The sequence below is a fragment of the Sutterella wadsworthensis 2_1_59BFAA genome (assembly GCF_000297775.1).
In the GTDB taxonomy this organism is placed as follows: Bacteria; Pseudomonadota; Gammaproteobacteria; order Burkholderiales; family Burkholderiaceae_F; genus Sutterella; species Sutterella wadsworthensis_A.
This window is the reverse complement of record NZ_JH815522.1, coordinates 24,963-45,191: the sequence shown is the minus strand read 5'-3', so window position 1 is coordinate 45,191 and position 20,229 is coordinate 24,963. Positions and strand designations below refer to the sequence as shown.

At 62.7% G+C, this 20,229-nt stretch carries 14 protein-coding genes, 1 tRNA gene and 1 other RNA gene; 8 read left to right on the top strand and 8 right to left on the bottom strand.

Annotated elements, in window-relative coordinates:
- Window positions 1-58: 58 nt before the first annotated feature.
- From rpsA to gyrA, 5 genes are all read right to left on the bottom strand, one after another.
- The gene (gene rpsA / locus HMPREF9465_RS11795; RefSeq protein WP_005437296.1) at window positions 59-1,753 is read right to left on the bottom strand and encodes a 30S ribosomal protein S1; all 1,695 of its coding nucleotides are present in this window, start codon (window positions 1,751-1,753) and stop codon (window positions 59-61) included.
- A gap of 105 nt (window positions 1,754-1,858) precedes the next feature.
- Entirely contained in the window at window positions 1,859-2,530 is a 672-nt protein-coding gene (gene cmk, locus HMPREF9465_RS11790; protein ID WP_005437295.1) for a (d)CMP kinase, read from the bottom strand.
- 54 nt (window positions 2,531-2,584) lie between these two features.
- A complete protein-coding gene (pheA, locus tag HMPREF9465_RS11785; RefSeq protein WP_005437294.1) occupies window positions 2,585-3,421 on the bottom strand; it encodes a prephenate dehydratase in 837 nt (278 codons plus the stop codon).
- Window positions 3,405-4,493: a 3-phosphoserine/phosphohydroxythreonine transaminase gene (serC, locus tag HMPREF9465_RS11780; RefSeq protein WP_005437293.1), complete on the bottom strand. Its 1,089-nt coding sequence runs from the start codon at window positions 4,491-4,493 to the stop codon at window positions 3,405-3,407. Before serC ends, pheA begins: the two co-directional genes overlap by 17 nt.
- Before the next feature lie 118 nt (window positions 4,494-4,611).
- The gene (gene gyrA, locus HMPREF9465_RS11775; protein WP_005437291.1) at window positions 4,612-7,386 is read right to left on the bottom strand and encodes a DNA gyrase subunit A; all 2,775 of its coding nucleotides are present in this window, start codon (window positions 7,384-7,386) and stop codon (window positions 4,612-4,614) included.
- Between the two features lie 304 nt (window positions 7,387-7,690).
- On the opposite strand from gyrA, the gene HMPREF9465_RS11770 reads away from it, so the two are divergent.
- The 5 genes from HMPREF9465_RS11770 to HMPREF9465_RS11755 all read left to right on the top strand — a co-directional run bounded on the left by HMPREF9465_RS11770 (window position 7,691) and on the right by HMPREF9465_RS11755 (window position 13,851).
- Entirely contained in the window at window positions 7,691-8,995 is a 1,305-nt protein-coding gene (locus tag HMPREF9465_RS11770) for a TRZ/ATZ family hydrolase (protein ID WP_005437289.1), read from the top strand.
- Between the two features lie 301 nt (window positions 8,996-9,296).
- Window positions 9,297-9,956 carry an OmpA family protein gene (locus HMPREF9465_RS11765; RefSeq protein WP_005437287.1) on the top strand — a complete coding sequence of 220 codons (660 nt, stop codon included), beginning with the start codon at window positions 9,297-9,299 and terminating at the stop codon, window positions 9,954-9,956.
- Between the two features lie 106 nt (window positions 9,957-10,062).
- Entirely contained in the window at window positions 10,063-10,734 is a 672-nt protein-coding gene (locus HMPREF9465_RS11760; protein ID WP_005437286.1) for an HAD family hydrolase, read from the top strand.
- A gap of 17 nt (window positions 10,735-10,751) precedes the next feature.
- Window positions 10,752-11,111, top strand: a transfer-messenger RNA (tmRNA) gene (gene ssrA, locus HMPREF9465_RS13000).
- A gap of 277 nt (window positions 11,112-11,388) precedes the next feature.
- Entirely contained in the window at window positions 11,389-13,851 is a 2,463-nt protein-coding gene (locus HMPREF9465_RS11755) for a DUF748 domain-containing protein (RefSeq protein WP_005437284.1), read from the top strand.
- A 152-nt stretch (window positions 13,852-14,003) separates the two neighbouring features.
- On the opposite strand, the gene ltrA is transcribed toward HMPREF9465_RS11755, so the two are convergent.
- The 3 genes from ltrA to HMPREF9465_RS11740 form a co-directional block, all read right to left on the bottom strand.
- Complete coding sequence (ltrA, locus tag HMPREF9465_RS11750) at window positions 14,004-15,218, bottom strand: group II intron reverse transcriptase/maturase (protein ID WP_005437283.1); 1,215 nt, start codon at window positions 15,216-15,218, stop codon at window positions 14,004-14,006.
- Between the two features lie 612 nt (window positions 15,219-15,830).
- Window positions 15,831-16,460, bottom strand: coding sequence for a nitroreductase family protein (locus tag HMPREF9465_RS11745; protein ID WP_005437281.1), 630 nt, complete (start codon window positions 16,458-16,460; stop codon window positions 15,831-15,833).
- A gap of 172 nt (window positions 16,461-16,632) precedes the next feature.
- Window positions 16,633-16,708: transfer RNA gene (locus HMPREF9465_RS11740), tRNA-Thr, on the bottom strand.
- Between the two features lie 214 nt (window positions 16,709-16,922).
- Between HMPREF9465_RS11740 and tsaE the strand changes: the two genes are divergently transcribed.
- The 3 genes from tsaE to fba all read left to right on the top strand — a co-directional run bounded on the left by tsaE (window position 16,923) and on the right by fba (window position 19,990).
- Window positions 16,923-17,423 carry a tRNA (adenosine(37)-N6)-threonylcarbamoyltransferase complex ATPase subunit type 1 TsaE gene (tsaE, locus tag HMPREF9465_RS11735; protein WP_005437274.1) on the top strand — a complete coding sequence of 167 codons (501 nt, stop codon included), beginning with the start codon at window positions 16,923-16,925 and terminating at the stop codon, window positions 17,421-17,423.
- Entirely contained in the window at window positions 17,420-18,751 is a 1,332-nt protein-coding gene (locus HMPREF9465_RS11730) for an N-acetylmuramoyl-L-alanine amidase (protein WP_005437272.1), read from the top strand. Before tsaE ends, HMPREF9465_RS11730 begins: the two co-directional genes overlap by 4 nt.
- A 174-nt stretch (window positions 18,752-18,925) precedes the next feature.
- Complete coding sequence (fba, locus tag HMPREF9465_RS11725) at window positions 18,926-19,990, top strand: class II fructose-bisphosphate aldolase (protein ID WP_005437271.1); 1,065 nt, start codon at window positions 18,926-18,928, stop codon at window positions 19,988-19,990.
- Window positions 19,991-20,229: the final 239 nt, after the last annotated feature.

Below are 20,229 nucleotides of genomic sequence, written 5' to 3'. Positions count from 1 at the left end.
CCTCTGGGGACCGTCGGACCGGAGCCCTTCGATCCCCGCGGATCAGCTTCGTTCAGAATTACCTCTGTTCGAGCTTGGCCTTGAGGAGAGCGCCGAGGTTGGTCGTGCCGGAGGCAGCCGTGGCATCGGCGTTGAGACGATCGAGAGCGTCACGGGCTTCAGCAGCGTCCTTCGCACGGATGGAGAGCTGGATGGAGCGGTTCTTGCGGTCGATGTTCGTGATGAGAGCTTCGACTTCGTCGCCGGCGGCGAGACGCGTCGTGGCGTCTTCAACGCGGTCGGCGGAGATTTCAGCAGCGCGGAGGTAGCCTTCGACGTCGTTGCCGAGGTCGATGACGGCGCCCTTGGCGTCAACGGACTTCACCGTACCCTTGACGAGCGTGTTCTTGTCGTGGGTGGAAGCGAAGTTGGAGAACGGATCGCCGCCCATCTGCTTGATGCCGAGGGAGATGCGTTCACGTTCCGTGTCGATCGCGAGAACGACGGCTTCGAGTTCGTCGCCCTTCTTGTACTTGCGAACGGCTTCTTCACCGGACTCATTCCAGGAAAGGTCGGAGAGGTGGACGAGACCGTCAATGCCGCCCGGGAGACCGATGAACACACCGAAGTCGGTGATGGACTTGATCTGGCCGGAGACCTTGTCGCCCTTCTTGTGGGACTGGGCGAAGTCTTCCCACGGATTCGGCTTGCACTGCTTCATGCCGAGGGAGATGCGGCGGCGTTCTTCGTCGATGTCGAGAACCATGACTTCGACTTCATCGCCGAGCGTGACGACCTTACGCGGATCAACGTTCTTGTTCGTCCAATCCATTTCGGAGACGTGGACGAGACCTTCGATGCCGGCTTCGACTTCAACGAAGGCACCGTAGTCGGTGATGTTCGTGACCTTGCCGAAGAGGCGGGTGCCCTGCGGGTAGCGGCGGGCGATGCCGACCCACGGGTCTTCGCCGAGCTGCTTGAGGCCGAGGGAGACGCGGTTCTTGTCCTGGTCGAACTTGAGAACCTTGGCTTCGAGTTCCTGACCAACCTGAACGACTTCGCTCGGGTGGCGGACGCGACGCCAGGCGAGGTCCGTGATGTGGAGGAGACCGTCGATGCCACCGAGGTCGACGAAGGCGCCGTAGTCGGTGATGTTCTTGACGATGCCCTTGACGATGGCGCCTTCCTTGAGCGTTTCGAGGAGCTTGGCGCGTTCTTCGCCCATGTTGGCTTCAACGACGGCACGGCGGGAAACCACGACGTTGTTGCGCTTGCGGTCGAGCTTGATAACCTTGAATTCGAAGGTCTTGCCTTCGTACGGCGTCGTGTCCTTGACCGGACGGGTGTCCACGAGGGAGCCCGGGAGGAAGGCGCGGATGCCGTTGGTCATGACGGTGAGACCGCCCTTGACCTTGCCCGTGACCGTACCGGTGACGAGTTCACCGGATTCGAGAGCCTGTTCGAGGTTCATCCAGGCGGCGAGGCGCTTGGCCTTGTCGCGGCTGAGGATCGTGTCGCCGTAGCCGTTTTCGACGGATTCGATGGCGACGGAGATGAAGTCGCCCGGCTGGACGGTCACTTCACCACGGTCATCCTTGAACTCTTCGATGGGCACATAGGCTTCGCTCTTGAGGCCGGCGTTGACGACGACGAAGTTGTAGTCGACGCGGACGACTTCAGCGGTGATGACTTCACCCTGACGCATTTCCTGGTGAGCGAGGCTTTCGGCAAAAAGCTCAGCGAAGGATTCGGGCTTGTTGGTTTCGTTGGTCATTGTTTGAAATAAAGATACACACCCGCAGCAGAAGGCCTTGGGCGGAGTTGATGAAAATGCAAGACGCCCCTTCGGGCGACCTGCGGAAAAAAATGAACGCTTATTCTACGACAACTTTTTGGTCTCGTCCCACCACTCGAGGACTTTTTTTACGACTTCCTCGATGCCCATGTAGGACGTGTCGAGAAGGCGTGCGTCCTCGGCGGGCTTCAGAGGCGCCGTGGCCCTCTGGCTGTCGCGACGGTCGCGCTCCTCAAGATCGGCAGTAAGCGCCTCGAGGTCGGCCGTTTCGCCACGTTCGAGCAGCTGGCAGTACCTGCGCTCGGCGCGGACCCTGGCCGTTGCGGTCATGAAGACCTTGAGCGGAGCCTCGGGGAAGACCACCGTGCCCATGTCCCTGCCGTCGGCGACGAGACCGGGCAGGCGGGCGGCGTTCTTCTGCAGCGCAAAGAGCGCGGCTCGAACGCCGGGCACCACGGCCACGCGGCTCGTGGCGGAGCTCACTTCCTCGGCACGGATGGCCGTCGTCACGTCGCGACCGTCGAGAAGGATGCGGCCGCCCTCGAACACGGGGGAGAGCCCTTGGGCCGCCGCCGTGAGCGCCTGCGCGTCGTCAAGGTCGATCCCCTTCGAAAGGGCGTCGAGGGTCGCGATGCGGTAGAGCGCGCCGCTGTCGAGGTAGTGGAAGCCAAGCGCGTCGGCGACTCGGGACGCGATCGTGCCCTTGCCGCTCGCGGCGGGGCCGTCAAGCGTAATAACCGGAATGCAGTCTGTCATGAAATCTCTCGTCTGTTGGCTCGCCCAGCGGATCTCTTCGCGCTGGCGAGGCCATCAGTCTACAACAGGGTAAGATCCGAGAAGGCGCCAGTGCTCGGTCCTCGCCTCCATGGCCGCAAGCGCTTCGCGAACGCCGGGGGTCTCGACCGAGCCCTCGACGTCGATGAAGAAGTTGTAGTCCCAGAAGCCGTTGCGGGCGGGACGGCTCTCGATGCGGACCATCTGCACGCCGTTCTCGGCCATCGGCGTCATCATGTCGTAGAGCGAGCCCGGCACGTTGGGCACCGAGAAGACGATGCTCGTCTTGAAGGCCTTCGGAGTTTCGAGGATCATCTCGGGCTCGCGCGCCATCACGAGGAAGCGCGTGCGGTTGCCCTCGCCGTCCTGAATGCTCTTGGCTGCGGCGCGCAGGCCGTAGATGTCGGCCGCCACGATCGCGGCAATCCCCGCCGCGCCCCGCTCGATCGAGGCCCTGCGGGCCCCTTCGGCATTGGACGAGACGGCGATGCGCTCGGCGTCGGGCATGTGACGCGAGAGCCACCCCCTGCACTGCGCGAGCGCCTGCGCATGCGCGTAGACACGCCTGACGTCCTCGAGACGCTTCTCGAGCGTGAGCAGATTGTGGACGACGGGCACGGACACCTCGCCCACGATGCAGAGGCGGCGCTCGAGCAACAAGTCGAGCGCGTGCGTGACCGTGCCGTTCGTGTTGTTTTCAATCGCAATGACGCCGAAACGCGCCTCACCGCTCTCGACCGCATCGAGAACGGCGTCGAAGTCGGGTTCGGCGATCGCCTTCGCCTCACGTCCGAAGACGGCCCTGACGGCCTGCTCGGAGAAGGTCCCCGCAGGCCCGAGAAAGGCGACGACGCCGTCAGTGACGCTCGACATGGCGCCCCGCGAAGTCGCGCATGAAGGCGGTGAGCCTCTCGACGCCCTCCATGGGCATCACGTTGTAGAGCGACGCGCGCAGGCCGCCCACGGAGCGGTGGCCGGCGAGATTCGTCAGGCCCTGCGCCTCGGCCTCCTTCACGAAGACGGGCAGGAGCGTCTCGTCGGCGAGCGTGAAGACGACGTTCATGCGGCTGCGGGCTTCGGGCGCGATGCGGCTCACGTAGAAGTCGCCCATGCTGTCGATGGTGTCGTAGAGAAGGGCCGAGCGCTCCTTCGCGCGACGGTCCATCTCGGCGACGCCGCCCTGCTCGTCGACCCAGCGGGCCATCAGCATGGCGGTGTAGAACTGAAGCACGGGCGGCGTGTTCTGCAGACTGTTGTTCCTGGCGTAGACGCTCCAGTCGAGCATCTGCGGCACGGTTTCGGCGGCGCAGCCGAGCTGGTCGCGGCGCACGATCACGCAAGCGAGGCCCGCGGTGCCGAAGTTCTTCTGAACGCCGGCCCAGACGGCCGCATAGCGGGTCCAGTCGACGGGACGGCTCATGAAGTTACTCGACATGTCGGAGACGAAGAGAGCGTCGTTGTCGTCAACGGCGGGCAGGCCCTTGAATTCGGTGCCGTCGACCGTTTCGTTGTCGCAGAAGTAGACGTACTCGACGTCGCGCGGAACATGGATCACGTTCGCCGGCAGCTCGCGGTTGTTGCCAGCCCAGAGCGTCGTCTCGCGGGAGACGCGGCGGCACTCCTCGCTCGCCATGCGCGACCAGGTGCCCGTGACGACGTAGCCGCCGCGGCACCCCTGGGTGACGAGGTTGAGCGGCACCATGGCGAACTGCGTCTTGCCGCCGCCCGGGCAGAAGAGGATCTCGAAGTCGTCGGGCACGGCCAGAAGCGACTTCACGCGGCTCTTGAGCTCGAGAAGGATCGCCTCGAAGGGCGGCTTGCGGTGCATCATCTCGAGAATGGAGTAGCCGTGCCCCTCGTAGTCGATGACGGCGTCGGAAACGCTTTTGAGAACGGACTCAGGCAGCATGCTCGGACCGGCGGCGAAGTTGAAGGGACGACCCATGACTATCTCCAGACAAAAAAACGGCGGAACCATGAAAAAACGGATGCGCTGCAAAAAAGCGGCGCATCCGTTTATCTTAGGCGATCTCGTCAGCAATTGCCGACTGCAGAATCCTGCATCAGTTTTGATCCTGATCATCTCCGTCGACATCGACGGCGTTGTCGGAATCGGTCTCGGGAGTCTCGGACTCGTCGTCGGCGGGATCCTCATCAACGAGCAGGTCCTCGTCGGAGACCTCGATGTTGAGCTTCTCGAGTTCGTCGTCGGCGCTCTTGACTGCGACTCGGCGCACCGAGGCGAGCGTGTCGTCGCCGGGGTTGATGAGACGCACGCCCATGGCTGCGCGGTTCACGATGCTGACTTCACTGGCGCTCGTGCGCACGACTTTGCCGCCCGTGGTGAGCATCATGATCTCGTCGTCGGGATCCGTGAGGACGGCGGAGACCATGCGGCCGTTGCGCTCCTTCGTGGAGATGGTGATCACACCTCGGATGCCGCGGCCCTTGCGCTGATACTCGCTAACGAGGGTGCGCTTGCCGTAGCCGTGCTCGGTGGCGGCGAGCACGTACTTCTGCTCGTCGTTCGTGACAATGAGGGAGATGACGGACTGGCCTTCGTCGAGACGCATGCCGATCACCCCGTGGGCCGCACGCCCCATCGGACGGAGGACGCTCTCGGAGAAGCGGGCGCACTTGCCCGCATCGCTGAAGAGCATGATGTCGTCGCCGCCGTCGGAGACGGCCACGCCGACGAGCGTTTCGCCCTCGTCGAGCGTCGTGGCGATGATGCCCTTGAGGCGGGCGTTCCTGAAGGCGGAGAGCGGCGTCTTCTTGATCGTGCCGCGGTTCGTGGCCATCACGATGTAGTGCTCGTTGTCAAAGCCCTGAATCGGCAGCATGAAGGAGATCTGCTCGCCCTCTTCGAGCGGAAGCAGGTTGACGATCGGACGTCCGCGGGTGTTGGACTTGCCCTCGGGCAGCTCGAAGACGTCGATAGGATAGACCCTGCCCGCCGTGGAAAAGCACATGATCACGTCGTGCGAGTTGGCGATGAAGAGCTCGGCGACCTCGTCATCCTTCGTCATCTCCTGAACCTTGCGGCCCTTGCCGCCGCGCGTCTGGGCGTCGTAGTCGGCGAGGTCCTGGCTCTTGATGTAGCCGCCGCGCGAGAGCGTGACGACCATGTCGCGGCGCGGAATCAGGTCGCGCTTGTTGAAGTTCGGATCGCCCATGAGGTCGATCGTCGAGCGGCGCTCGTCGCCGTACTCCTCGCGGATGTTCTCGAGCTCCTCGCCGATGATCGCGTTGACGCGTTCGGGACGGGCGAGAATGTCGAGGCAGTCGGCGATGTTGGCCATCATGGCGGCGTAGTCGGCGCGGACCTTGTCCTGCTCGAGGCCGGTCAGGCGACGCAGGCTCATCGCAAGGATGTTGTCGATCTGAACCCTGGTGAGGTAGTAGAGACCGTCCTGCTGGATGCCGCGGACGGGGTCCATGTCCTCGGGATAGTAGCGGTGCATGTCCTCAACGCTGCGGCTGGCAAGCTCTTGGGCCATGGCCGTGGGCCAGCCGCGGCCGTAGAGCTCGTCGGCGGCGTCGGCCGGCGTTTTGGCGTTGCGGATGATGCGGATGAACTCGTCAAGGTTCGAGAGCGCAACCGTCTGGCCTTCTAGCAGATGGCCCTGGGCGCGGTACTTGCCGAGGCGGAAGACCGTGCGGCGCGTCACAACTTCGCGGCGGTGCGACAGGAAGTGCACGATCATCTGCTGCAGGTTGAGCAGCGTCGGCTGGCCGTCCACGAGGGCGACCATGTTCATGCCGAAGCTCTCCTGCATCTGCGTCATCTTGAAGAGGTTGTTGAGCACGACCTCGGGCATGGCGCCCTGCTTGAGGTCGATGCAGATGCGGATCTCCTTCGAGGACTCGTCGCGCATTTCGGCGATGCCCTCGATCTTCTTCTCGCGCATGAGCTCGTGCATCTTCTCGTACATGACGCGCTTGTTGACCATGTACGGAATCTCGTCGACGATGATGCGGACGCGGTCGCGGCCGAATTCCTCAAGATGCGTGCGGGCGCGCATGACCACGCGGCCGCGGCCCGTGCGGTAGCCCTGATGGACGTCGGAGATGCCGAAGATGATGCCACCTGTCGGGAAATCGGGAGCGGGCATCAGGCGAATGAGGTCCTCGATCGAGCACTCGGGATTGCGGAGCTGGTGCAGGCAGGCGTCGATCGTCTCGCCGAGATTGTGCGGCGGGATGTTCGTGGCCATGCCCACGGCGATGCCGGAGGAGCCGTTGATGAGAAGCTGAGGCAGACGGGTCGGCAGGACGACGGGCTCCCTTTCGGAGTTGTCGAAGTTCGGAACGAAGTCGACCGTGTCCTCGTTGATGTCGGCGAGCATTTCACCGGCGATCTTCTCAAGGCGCACTTCCGTGTAACGCATGGCGGCGGGGCTGTCGCCGTCGATCGAGCCGAAGTTGCCCTGACCGAAGATGAGCGGATAGCGCAGCGAGAAGGGCTGGGCCATGCGCACGATCGTCATGTAGGCGGCGGAGTCGCCGTGCGGGTGGTACTTGCCGAGCACTTCACCCACAACGCGCGCGGCCTTCTTGGTCGGGTTGTTGTGGGTGTTTTTGATCTCGTTCATGGCATGAAGAACGCGGCGGTGCACCGGCTTCAAGCCGTCGCGCACATCGGGAAGCGCGCGGCCCACGATCACGCTCATGGCGTAGTCGAGATAAGAGCGCTTCATTTCCGATTCAAGCGAAATCGGAAGGAGCTCGTGCGCGACGCTCAGGGCGGATCCCTGAAGCGGGGCGTCGTCTTCCGCATCCTCGGCGGCTTCCGGGCCCTGCACCTGCGGCTCTTCCTTATTGTCTTTTTCGTCCATGCCGTTTATTCCTCTGGGTAAGGCCGGCGCCCCGTCCCTGATCCCGGACGAAGCCTTCCGGCTCTTCTTTCCTTAAGTCTGTCTGACTGATGCGCGCAGGGTCCGGAGACCCGCCGCGACGACCGCTTCGCTGCCCGCCCTCTCGTGCGTGACCGCGTCGGTCCAAACAATCTATTTTACCAGTTATTCGCCGATTCAAACCCGAATACAATTGGCTGAAGTCCCGCACGGCGACAGGTTCCCGACACCGTCCGAAACCCTGTCGGCCCGCGCCGTTTTCGAGTCAAAAATCATGAGGTTGCGCATGACCGCCGACACGCTCGTCGAGGCCCGCTGGGTCATTCCCGTCATTCCCCGAAACACCGTTCTGAAGAATCACACCGTCGTCTTCTCGGGCGGCCGCATCGCAGACATTCTTCCGACCGAGGCCGCCAGAGTCCGCTACGCGGGTCTCGAGGCGAAGACGATGCGCCTGCCCGCAGGCGTCGTCATGCCCGGCCTCATCAACCTTCACACGCACGCGGCCATGAACCTGCTTCGCGGCAGGGGCGCCGACCTTCCCCTCATGGACTGGCTCACCAAGGAGATCTGGCCCGCCGAGGGACGCCTCATGAGTGCGGAATTCGTGCACGACGGCAGCCTGATCGCGGGCGTCGAAATGATCCGCTCGGGCGTCACCTGCTGTTCGGACCTCTACTTCTTCCCCGAAGCCGCCGCTGAAGGCCTTCGCGAGGCGGGGCTGCGCTGCGCGACCGCAGGCATCGTCATCGGCTTCCCGTCCGCCTGGGCCGCGAACGACGACGAGTACATCAGCAAGTGCGAGGCGCTCATCGAGCGTTACAGCGGCGACCCGTTCGTGCGCGTGACCGTCGGGCCGCACGCGCCCTATACGGTGAGCGACGCCTCCCTTGCGCGATGCGCCGCCCTGAGCGAGCGCCACGACCTGCCCGTGCACATCCACGTCAATGAAACCGCAGGCGAGGTGGAGACCTCCCTCAAGGACCACGGCGAGCGCCCCGTCGCCCGCCTTGCCCGCCTCGGACTTCTCAACGAGCGCCTCATCTCCGTGCACAGCGTGCACACGAGCAACGAGGACATCCGCATGCTCGCCGAGGCACGCGCATCCGTCTGCCACTGTCCGTCCTCCAACCTCAAACTCGCCTCGGGCTTCGCGCCCGTCGCGAAGATGATGAAGGCGGGCATCAACCTCGGCATCGGCACCGACGGAGCGGCAAGCAACGACAAGCTCGACATGCTCGGCGAGACCCGCCTCGCGGCCATGCTCGCCAAGGCCGTCGCGGGCGGCACCACCTGCGCGAAGGTCTTCGACATGCTCGAGGCCGCGACGCTCGGCGGCGCGCGCGCCCTTCACTGGGACGATGAAATCGGTTCTCTGGAAATCGGAAAATGCGCCGACATGATCGCGGTCGACCTCTCGGGCATCGAATGCGGTCCCGTCACCGACCCAGCCGCCCAACTTCTTTATTCGGCGGGCCGTGAACACGTGACCCACGTCTGGGTTGCAGGCAGGCTTGCCGCAGGCGAAGGCACGGAGCCGAGAGACGACACTGCTCGCACGCTGCTCGAAAAGTGGGCGCCCCTCATTTGAGTCCCCGCGCGGTCACAGCGGCGACCAGGCGTTTTTTTTCCCTCCCCGATAAATCGGCTTTAGGTGTAATACGGGATGTCCAGCGGTGGAAATCGTTGCGGAAATCTGACAGAATGAACCTAGATATTTAGCCATTTGACCCCGCAGGACAGCACTGACCTTCGCACGCTTGACGTGTTCGGTGTATCCTGTCCGAGTTAACGGGCAAGACATCTGGGTGATCTGTTTGTAGCCGGCAGTCCTGTTGGTGACAAATCGTCCATCCCGTTTAAGCTTCCTGAACTTTTTGAGGATAACAACAATGAAGACTTCTCTGAAGATTGGCGGCCTTGTGGCCGCTATGATGCTGGCGGTGTCGGGCGCTTCCTTCGCTGCCGACCAGGTCAGCCCTTATGTCCACTCCGCTGACGGTCAGATCGTCAAGAGCGGCTTTGGTCTCTGCTGGCGCACCAACTTCTGGACGCCCGCTCTCGCCGAAGCCTCCGGTGAAGGTTGCCAGTGCGACGCCGATGTTCTCCCTGCCGAAGCCTGCCAGCCGAAGCAGGCCGCCGCTCCGGTTGCTCCCGCTGCCGAAAAGGTGACCTTCTCCGCCGACATGCTCTTCAACTTCGACAAGTCCACCCTCAAGGATGAAGGCAAGGCCGTTCTCGACGACCTCGTCTCCCGTCTCGCCGGCGTGAACGTTGAAGTCATCCTCTCCACCGGCTATGCCGACCGTCTCGGCAAGGACGCCTACAACGAAAAGCTCTCCGCTGCTCGTGCTGAATCCGTCAAGACCTACCTCGTCTCCAAGGGCGTGGACGCCAACCTGATCCAGACCGAAGGCCGCGGTGAGGCCGATCCGGTTGTTGACTGCCCGAACCCCTCCGCCAAGGGCCAGGTCAAGAACTTCCGCGAACTCGTTCAGTGCCTCGCTCCGAACCGCCGCGCCGTGGTTGAAGTCGTCGGTACGCGTCAGTAATTCCTGACTGAAGTTCCGTGAGGGCGCGCTCAAGCGCCCTCGGCAAGCCCTCGAATGCCAGACGTTCGAGGGCTTTCTTTATTCCTCCTCTCAGGACAGCACGACCATGACCATCAGGCTTTTTCTCTTCGACCTTGACGGCACCCTCGTCGACACCGCACCCGACCTTGCGCTCGCCGTCAACATGGTGAGGACCGCCAGGGGCATCGCCCCGCTTCCCGAAGAGGAGCTCCGTCCCTACGCGAGCAGGGGCGCCCCCGGCCTTCTCGGCAAGGCCATGGGCATCGGCAGGGACGATCCCGCCTTCCTCGCCCTCAGGACCGAATTCCTCGACAACTACGCCGCCCACATGACGGACCGCTCCCGTCCCTTCGAGGGCGTCCCCGTCATGCTCGAGGCTCTCCGGGCCGCAGGCATCCGGACGGGCGTCGTCACCAATAAGGTCGAGCACCTTGCACTCAGGCTCACGGACAACCTCGGACTCGACGGACAGCTTGACGTCGTGCTCGGCAGCGACTCCGAAGGCTGCGCGATGAAGCCTGCGCCCGACTCCCTGCTGACGGCCGCCCGACTCACGGGCGTTCACGTCACGGACATCCTCTACGCAGGCGACGACCCGAGAGACGTGGCAGCGGCGCATGCGGCGGGCATGCCCTGCGCGGCCTGCACCTGGGGCTATGCAGTCACGCCGCCCGAAAGCTGGGGTGCGGATCTTGTTGCACATTCGCCCGCCGAACTCGCGACATGGGCCGTGCAGCTCAACGCTCATGCGTTATAATGGTCATCCTTCATACAGGGGGCGCCTTGGCTTCGACGGGGACGCGGACGCTGTATGGGGCATGTCGAGGTGCAGTCACCTCGTAAATCCGCTGCAAACAATTAAACGCCAACAACAAGCGTTTCGCTCTCGCTGCTTAATGCGAGATGCTGCACCGGTTTGTCTCTGGGCCGGGTCGAGCAATCGACAGCAGTATCATTTGACAGAGTCTAGGATGTGCGGGCGTCACCGACGCGCTTCCGAAATCAAGGTGACTGGCTGGATGCCGGCCCGCCGCTCGGCAGGGCATCCGGTGAGATTCAAATCATGCGGCTAAGCATGTAGACCCAACAGAAAAAGGTTTCCGGACGCGGGTTCAACTCCCGCCGCCTCCACCATATTCAGGGCCTGAGATTGTTCTGCACGATCTCAGGCCCTTCTGCTTTCAGGCACCCCGCTCCGCCGTCCCTTCCTGCGCATCACACCCCGCCCTTTCGCTTCCCTACGTCGTGCACGGCGCCCCGCGGAAACAAAATGTCGAAATATCGCAAAACCCGCTGAACTTCCTCGGGCAGAAGCGTTGGCGGTGTTTTCACCCCCATCGTGCCAATCGGAGCCTCTGAACTGGCACCTATAATGTACAGAACAGGGGAACCTAGTCAGGGAGGGCAGGACATGGCCAGCATTTTCAAGATCACGGCAGGCGCGGCCGTCGTCGCCACGGCGCTTTACGCAGCCGCCGGCTATCTCGCGGTGCCCACGCTCGTCAAGTCGACGCTCGCCGACACGCTCGGCAAGCAGCTCGGACGCAGCGTGACCGTCACAAATGTCGCCTTCAATCCGTGGACCTGGGAGTTCACGCTCGAGGGGCTCACGGTTGCAGGCAAGAACAACAACCCTCCGCTTCTCTCGCTCGACCGCTTCTACGTGAATGCGTCGGCCCAGACGCTCGTCGAGCTTGCGCCCGTCATTGACGAAGTGACCGTCGACGGGCTCAACGCCGTCGTCGCACTCGATGACGAGGACATGCGCAGGCTCATGAACGGCCACGGTTCGGCCGAAGGCGGATCGTCGGAAAAGGCCTCCTCGGAAAGCAGCAGCCTTCCCTCCTTCGCGGTCTACAACATCAGCGTCAAAAACTCCTCCCTTCAGGTCCTCGACCGCGCACGCGCCATCGACCAGTCGGTCACCGACTTCAACCTCGAGCTTCCGTTCGTGAGCACGCTCGCCAACTCCAAGAGCAGCCTCGTCACGCCCAAGCTCTCCATGAAGCTCAACGGCACGCCGATCTTCGCCACGGGCTCCACGCAGCCCTTCGGCACCACGCTCTCGGCGCGCCTCAACATGAAGATCTCGAATCTGGACCTCGCCCCCGTCTTCAAGCTCGTGCCCGCGCTCAATACGCCGAGCCTCATGCTTGAAAACGGCCGTCTCTCGACCGAGGTCAACGTCGTCTTCCGCAATGCTACGAGCGGCAAGCCCGGCAAGATGCTCGTCTCGGGCACCGTGAACGTCAACGACCTCACCGCCGTCCAGCAGGTCAGCAACCGCGTCCAGCCGCTCGCCTCCTTCAAGAAGGCGAGCCTGCAGCTCACCGAGTTGGACCTTCTCGAACATCAGGCCTCCGTCGGCAGCATCGTCATTCAGGATCCGAAGGTCCACTTCGTCAACACGCCCTCCGGCCTCAACGTCTCCCAGACCGCCCAAGGCTTCTCGTCGGGCGCCGCTGCGGACTCGGGCAAGGATTCCGGCAGCAACTCCGGCTGGCACTGGCGCGTGGACTCCGTGCAGATCCGCAACGGCAACGCCACCTGGAACGACTCGACCGTCAGGCCCGCCGCCAAAATCAACGTCACGGCCCTCAACGCCACGGTCACGGGCCTGACGAACGCAGCGAACGCCAAGCCCGCGAAGGCCGAAGCGGGCGCAAAGGTTTTCGGCGGCATGCTCTCGCTTGCGGCGGACGTCACGCCTGCACCGCTCGTGGTCAACGCCACCCTCAAGGCCAGCGGCCTGCAGGCCGCACAGCTCGCCTCCTACATCAGGAACGCAACGGGCTTCGATGCCTCGGGCGCCGTTAGCCTCAACGTCAAGGCAGCCGTCAAGGGCTCCGCCGTCACGGGCAGCGGCACCGCCTCCCTTACCAACCTTCAGGTGAAACAGGGCAAGTCGACGCTCGTCTCCGCCAGAACCGCCTCCGTCAAGCTCGGCAGCCTTGACACGGCGAAGCAGTCCGTCAACGTCGACAGCATCCTGCTCGACACGGCCGTCGTCAACGCCGTCATGACCTCCGCCGGCCTCAATCTCATGCCCTCCAAGGCAGGCGCAGCCAAGAAGGCGGCCCAGAAGGACGCCGATGCGAAGACCACCGAAAAGGCGGGCAAGCCCTGGCAGTGGAAGGTCGCTTCGGCCGACGTGAAGAACTCCAGATTCAACTTCCGCGACACGAGCGTCAAGCCCAACGCCGCCATCACGGTCTCCGACATCAACGCCTCGGTGAAGAACCTCTCCTCGGCCGAAGGCGCTGCCGCCACCGTGAAGATGTCCGCAGGCACTGCGGGCGGCACCCTTGCGGCAGACGGCACCGTGACGCTCTCGCCCATGACCGCCGACGTCTCGACGACGCTGTCGGGCATCAACATGAAGTCGCTCTCCTCCGTCATGACGGCCTACGCCGGCATCGGCGCGCAGAGCGGCACGCTCGAGAGCAAGGGCAGGTTCGGCCTTGCGTCCGAAAAGGACAAGCAGGTTGCGAGCTGGGCGGGCGACATCAGCATGGCGAAGTTCAACATGCTCAACGCCAAGGGCCGCAGCCTCATGACATGGAACAACGCCGCCCTCACGGGCCTTGCAGTCAAGACGACCGACCCGGTCACGCTTTGCGTCAAGAAGGCCGAAATCGACCAGCCCGGCACCAGGGAGACGAAGGCCATACGCGAGCTTTCTGGCCTCGCCAGCCTGTTGACGGGCAAGGACAAGTACGCCAAGAAGACCGAGAAGTACCTCGGCGGCAGCATCGTCCTCAACGGCGTGCGCTATGAAAACGGCAGGTTCTCCGCCGAAGGCATTGACGGAAACGCCGTCGCCACGGCGCTCCTCACCAAGCTTTCAGGCGCCATGAGCACGAAGCTCCAGTGATCGCCGCCCAATCGGATAGGGGTGAGGACTTTTGATCCTCAGCCCCTTCCACACCACCCACCGTGCGGATCCGCAGTGGGCGGTTATCAATAACCTCAGAGAACTTCCTACTTGTAGACGTCCCCCAGGCACGTCCATCCCAATTCTCGGAGTCAGCCATTTGTCAGCGAGGTCGAGAGTATCCAACTGTTTGCCGTATGCCAGTACGACTTGCGGGTATTGGCCCACTTCCAAGTCACCTTGTCGTCTAGGCCCAGTTTCCTGAGCTCCGCAAACTTTGTCCGAACCTTCTTCCACTGTTTCCAGTAGATCTGTCGGATGCGTCTGCGCAACCATTCATCGGTGCTTCTGACGAATATCGCCATCGACGACTCCGCGAAATAGTTGGCCCATCCGCAGACGAAAGCCTTCAGCTCCTTCCTGTACGCTTCAAGGCTTCTGCCTCGACTGCGTGAGGTAATGGTCTTCAGGCGCTGTCTGCATTTGGCCTTGGACTTCTGATGCGGTCGTGCTTTCACGATGCCTCGGCTTTGCCAAAAGCCAACCCCAAGGAACTTCAGGTTCGGATCCGTCATGCGGCAGATCTTCGTCTTCTGTTCGTCGAGTTTCAGAAACAGCTTTCCCTCCACGTAGGGCTTGAGGTGTCTGAGAGTCCGCTCCGCCGCCTTCCTGCTCCTGCAGAAGATCATCATGTCGTCGGCGTACCGAACGAAACGGTGCCCTCTGCGTTCGAGCTCATGGTCGAGCTCGTTGAGCATGATGTTGGCGAGAACGGGGCTGACCGGACCGCCTTGCGGCGTTCCTATTTCGCATGGCGTGATCTTGTCCCCTTCTTGTATCGGTGCTCTCAGGATCTTGTGGATGAGTGAGACTACTCGTCCGTCCTTGAGCTTGTCCGACAAGAGTTGCAGGAGCTTGGAGTGGTTGACCGTGTCGAAGAACTTCGACAGGTCGAGGTCCACGACCCAGACGTAACCCTGATTTGCGATATCGAGGGCCTCGTCAATGGCCGTCCGGCAACTCCTGCACGGGCGAAAGCCATGACTGTGCAAACTGAATACTGGTTCGTATTCGTCGCTCAGTTTCTGCGCTATCGCCTGTTGGATGACTCGATCGACAGCAGTTGGAATTTCCAACGGTCTGAACTTGCCTTTCTCCTCCTTCGGGATCATGACTCGGCGTACGGGCTGAGGTTTGTATTTCCCCGCCTTCACGGTTTCCACTATCTCGACGGCGTGCGCACGCAGATAGTCCAAGAGCTCGTCTACGGTCATGCCGTCGACGCCCGGACCGCCTCTGTTTGCCTTGACCTGCTTATAAGCTCGGTTCAAGTTGTTCCGTTCAAGGATGGCTTCTAGGGTTACCATTCGTTGCCTTCGCATGTGGCGGCGTTTGTTCTTTCTCGTCCTTCTTCCCTTTGCTCCCCTCCGATCCTCCCCTGTTCCGCAGGGGTCCCCCTTCGGGATTTTTCAGCAATAAACGGGTTGTCGGCTACGTCGGACGCCTCCTGTTATTGATTTCAGCCCTTCCCGAGCACCATCCCGCTCGGTACTATGGCCTCTGCTGACTTCTCACGACAAGCTTTACTCCGACGCTCCGAATGGAACGGCATCCGTGAGACCTCCTCGGGTAAGAAACACGCTCTTTCCCCTCATGTAGCAGCCTCATTTACACCAACGGCTCCGTGCAGTTATCGGACTTCACTCTGCCTTGCGAGCTTATCCGCCGTCGTATGCCTGATGAGGTTCTTGTTCATCAGCTCAAGGGTTTGCCTCCAGCTTCTTTCAGCCTACGCCTCGCGACGCACACCTTGCTTTTGGCTATGAGGTTGCCACTGCCGGCCCCTCTCGGAACTCTCACCCGTTAGAACGTGCCCATGCCGAGCACACAAGGAAAAGGCCCGCAGATCGACATGATGTGCGGGCCTTTTTCCGTACCTTTCCCGAGCCCTCCCTGCATTGAGGAAGGTGGCGCCCGGCCTACTTCGGCATGCCGACCACGACGTTCATGATCGGCACGGCTCCCTTCGGGAGCGAGAGCGCCTGTGCAAGTCCGTCCACGTTCATCGTGGCGCGCGGCACGCAGGCAAGCCCCGCCGCAGAGCAGTAGAGAAGTGCATTCTGAACGGCAATGCCCGCGTCAACTGCGGCCATCTGGGCGCCGCGCTCTCCGGGCAGCTTGGTCAGATCGCCCACATAGACGAGTGCCAGCGGCGCCGTGTTGACGAAGTCCTGCTGCATCGCGACGAGCGGCATCAGGTTTTTGTCCGTGAGCTTCACGAGCTCGTGCCCTTCGTGCCTGTAGGAAAAGGCCCCCTTGGCGGTCACGACGTAGACGCCGATTTCCTGGAGGTTGAGCGCCGTGGGCGCCGTTCGGCGTCCGTCGGGACGATTGACGCCCGCCGTCGCCCAGAGAAGATTGGAGAGATCCGCGCCCGTCAGGTCCTTCGCCGCGTACTCGCGAGTCGAGTGACGGTTCTTGAGCGCCGTCATCAGCGAGCCCTCCATGGCGAGGTCGGGTTCAGCGAGCCTGACCGTTTCGGACGCCTGGGCCAGTGCGGGAAGCATGGCCGCAACCGAGCCCAGCACGATGATGCCCGTCTTTTGCATAATTCGGTTCCTCCTTTGCAAGAGAGATGTTTTCACCGAATGAGACTAGCACCGCGCCCCGTCCGAGCGCAAGATTCGAAGCGGTCAGGCCGCCTGCCGGAACTTGAAAAAAGGCCGGCGGAAATGAAAAAAGGACCTGTACAATGCTGTACAGATCCTTTCTGAATTCTCGTGGTGCCGGAGAAGAGATTCGAACTCCCGACCTTCGCATTACGAATGCGCTGCTCTACCAGCTGAGCTACACCGGCCACCATCTGTCAGTCGATCGGAGCAAGTCGCGTTCGACTGAGGATTTGAATTATGAGGGACTTCATTCGCTTTGGCAAGAGCGAATTACATTTCGTTACATTATTCCGCGGAAGGCTGTTTTTGGCTTGCATGCCGCAACGATTCCCTCGTCCGAGCAGGCTCCCGTCATGGGCTAAAATCAAAGTTTTGGCTCCACGGCTCAGAAGGACCGACATGGCATCCCTTACTTTTGAAGCGTCTCTTCCCCATCCCGACGACACCGACAAGCTCGGCGCCCGTCTTGCCGACGCCGTCTCGAAGGAAGCGGGCGCGGTTGCCGGGCACGGTCTGGCCGTGCGCCTTGAGGGCAACCTCGGTGCAGGCAAGACGTCGCTCGTTCGCGCCATGCTGCGCCGCCTCGGCTTTGCCGGCCCCGTGAAGAGCCCCACCTTCTCGCTCGTCGAGACCTATCCCGTCGCGGGCCTCACGCTCAATCACTTCGACTTCTACCGCTTTGAGGAGCCCGAGGAGTTCGAGGATGCGGGCTTTCGCGACCTCTTCGGTCCGGGCTTCGTGTCCGCGACCGAATGGACAGAAAAGGCGTCGCCCTACGTGCCCGACGCGGACCTCGTCATCGAGCTCGCCCTCGAGGGTCTCGGCCGCCGCGCCGTCCTGAAGGGACTCACCCCGCTCGGCGAAGCGCTCGTCGCCCACGTTTTGGAGGCGGGCGAATGATCGACCGACGCCGCCTCGTGCTCGGCTCTGCGAGCACGCTCCTTCTCAGCCTTGCGCCGTGGCAGATCGCCAGAGGCGCCCGCATGGTCGACGTTCGCATGTGGCCCGCCGAGGAGTACACCCGAGTCACGCTCGAGTACGACTCCCCGCTCAACTTCAAGTACTTCTTCGTCCGCTCGTCGAAGCCGCTGCGCCTCGTCGTCGACATCAAGGGGCTCGAGCTCACCGTCGCGCTGCAGAAGCAGATTGCCGCCGTCAAGCCCGACGATCCCTACATCGCCGCCATGCGCATCGGGCAGTTCCAGCCCGACACGGTCCGTCTCGTGATGGACCTCAAGACCGACGTCAAGCCCGAGGTCTTCCAGCTCCAGCCCTTTGCGAACTACAAGTACCGTCTCGTCTTCGACATCTATCCCGCGCATCCGACCGACGAGATCAGTCGTCTGCTCAACGGCCTCGAGGAAGGTAGCGAGGCACCCGACGGCGACCCGCTCGGCTCACTGCTCGCAGGCCTCGACAAGGGCGCGGCCGAATCCCCCGTCAAGCCTCCCCTCGAGGAGCCTGAGCCGAAGGAGCCCGTCCGCCCCTCCAGACCATCCAAGCCGAAGAAGCCCTCGAAGTCCATCAAGCCCAAGCTCATCATCGTGGTCGACCCCGGCCACGGCGGCGAGGACCCTGGCGCCATCGGCCGCGGACGCAACCGAGAGAAGACGGTCGTGCTCCAGATCGCCAAGCGCCTCGCCGCGCTCATCAACGACGATCCCGGCATGAAGGCCATCATGACCCGCAACACGGACCACTTCGTGAGCCTCGGCGGCCGCGTGGCCATCGCCCGCCGCGCCAAGGCGCACCTGCTCGTGAGCATTCACGCCGACGCCTGGATCAAGGCCAGCGCCCGAGGTTCGAGCGTCTTCTGCCTTTCCGAACGCGGCGCAACGTCCGCCGCCGCCCGCTGGCTCGCCAAGAACCAGAACGAGTCCGACCTGATCGGCGGCGTCAACATCGCCAGCGTCGACCGCCAGGTAGCGAGCGTGCTCGTCGACATGACCTCGAGCTGGACCATCAGCTACAGCCTCGGCCTTGGCGCCTCCGTCCTCAATGAGATGAAGAGCGTCAACCGCCTGCACAAGAAGCACGTCGAACAGGCGGGCTTCGCGGTCCTCAAGGGTCAGGGCATTCCGTCGATCCTCGTCGAGACGGCCTTCATCTCGAACCCGACCGAGGAAAAGCTCCTCATCAACGGCAGGCACCAGCAGAAGATCGCCCAGGCCATCTACGATGGCATCCGCAAGCAGGTGGCCGCGAATCCGTCCCTGCTGACGGGCTGACGGGAGGACGCGTTTTTTGTGTCCCTTCGCCCCTCAGGCAGGGATAAACCTCTTTCCCTAGACGCATTGTCCCTATACAATGCATCTGATCAGTTTCGGGCGGCCCGAAGACGGCCCGCAAGGCCTGCGCCGCCCTTTTGTTTTTCCCTTTCATCAGATTCGGAGTTCATCGTCATGGCACTCGTCTCCATGCGTCAGCTGCTCGATCACGCCGCCGAAAACGGCTACGGCGTTCCTGCTTTCAATGTCAACAACCTCGAACAGGTTCAGGCCATCATGGCCGCCGCGAGCGAAGTCGGCGCCCCCGTGATCATGCAGGCCTCCGCCGGCGCCCGCAAGTATGCCGGCGAGCACTTCCTTCGCCATCTGATCTCTGCCGCCGTCGAGGCCTATCCGGACATCCCCGTGTGCATGCATCAGGACCACGGCCAGAGCCCGTCCGTCTGCCAGGGCGCCATCCGCATGGGCTTCACCTCCGTCATGATGGACGGCTCCCTCATGGCCGACGGCAAGACGATCTCCACCTACGACTACAACGTCGAAGTCACCCGTCGCGTGGTTGAAATGTCCCACTGCATCGGCGTCTCCGTCGAAGGCGAACTCGGCTGCCTCGGCTCCCTCGAAACGATGAAGGGCGACAAGGAAGACGGCCATGGCACCGACGCCGTCATGACGCGCGAACAGCTCCTCACGGACCCGGATCAGGCCGCCGACTTCGTCAAGGCCACGCAGCTCGACGCCCTCGCCATCGCCATCGGCACGTCCCACGGCGCCTACAAGTTCACGCGCAAGCCCACCGGCGAAACGCTCTCCATCCAGCGCGTCAAGGAAATCCACGAACGCCTGCCGAACACCCATCTCGTAATGCACGGCTCCTCCTCCGTTCCGCAGGAATACCTCGCCACGATCCGCCAGTTCGGCGGCGACATGCGCGAAACGTACGGCGTGCCCGTCGAGGAAATCCAGGAAGCCATCAAACACGGCGTGCGCAAGGTCAACATCGACACGGACATCCGTCTCGCCATGACGGCCGCCACCCGCCAGTACCTCTTCGAGAACCCCTCCAAGTTCGACCCGCGCGACTTCCTGAAGGTCGCCCGCAAGGCCGCCACGGAGCTCTGCAAGCAGCGCTACCTCCAGTTCGGTTGCGAAGGCATGGCCTCCCGCATCAAGCCGCTCCCGCTCGACGTCGTGGCCGCCCGCTACGCCGACGGCACGCTTCGCCAGAACGTGCTCTAACCGAGAGTCCGAATTGATCGGCTGAACCACACGTCGCCCGCCCGACCACGCGTCAGGGCGGGCGCGCTTTTACCCAATTGCGGCGTAAAGCTCCGTTCAGGGCGGAGATATAAGAGCGCGGACGAAGCTCGTTAGCCTGTAGGGATTCTGAGAAAAACTCTCAGGCTCAAGTGAATTCGGAACGATCTAAAAAAGCTGGCGCCGAATCAGCAGCAGGAATCCACCGAAGTGATCAGCAG